The organism is Moorella mulderi DSM 14980, from assembly GCF_001594015.1.
Classification (GTDB): domain Bacteria; phylum Bacillota; class DSM-521; order Neomoorellales; family Neomoorellaceae; genus Neomoorella; species Neomoorella mulderi.
On sequence record NZ_LTBC01000067.1, the window covers coordinates 1 to 588 of the forward strand.

Below are 588 nucleotides of genomic sequence, written 5' to 3' on the forward strand. Positions count from 1 at the left end.
GAAACTATTAAATTCGTACCGTGCCAGGCATTCCTCCTCCAGGATGCTGTGAAAGGACTCGATATGAGCATTCTTATTGGGCGTTTTGTAGGGGATAAGCTCATGCTCTACCCCTAGATCCTTGCAGGTTTGCGCAAAAAGATTACTAGTGAACTGGGGACCATTATCTGTCCTTATAACCGATTTGGTAGCATTTTTATCCAGCCGGCGTTTCCATAGCGCTGATTTTAAGGTGTAGACGGCATGTCTGGCTTCGCAGGTTAAACCTACATGATAGTCGATAATAGAACGATCAAAGACGTCAATAATGGAAAGAACATAGAAGAAACGGCCCTCGCCAGCTATATAGCCGTATTTTATATCTATTTCCCAGAGTTGGTTGGGACCGGTAACTATCCGGTTCCTGGCTAAACGGCGGGGATGTTTAACCTTTATTTGCCGCTGGGGCTTTAATATCCCCATTTCTTTACAAAGGCGGTAAACCTTCTTTTTGTTGATAATCAGTCCATACTTGTGTTTTAAGATAATCGTCATCTTGACATAGCCATAGGCGAAGCCTTCGCCCTCAATTAGCTCCTTTAGCCATGC

1 protein-coding gene is annotated in these 588 nt (G+C 44.0%); it reads right to left on the bottom strand.

Translation table 11 applies throughout. From position 1 onward, the window contains the following. Nucleotides 1–588, bottom strand: a 588-nt coding sequence (locus tag MOMUL_RS15280; RefSeq protein ID WP_062286266.1) for a DDE-type integrase/transposase/recombinase, incomplete at both ends; no start/stop codon positions are given.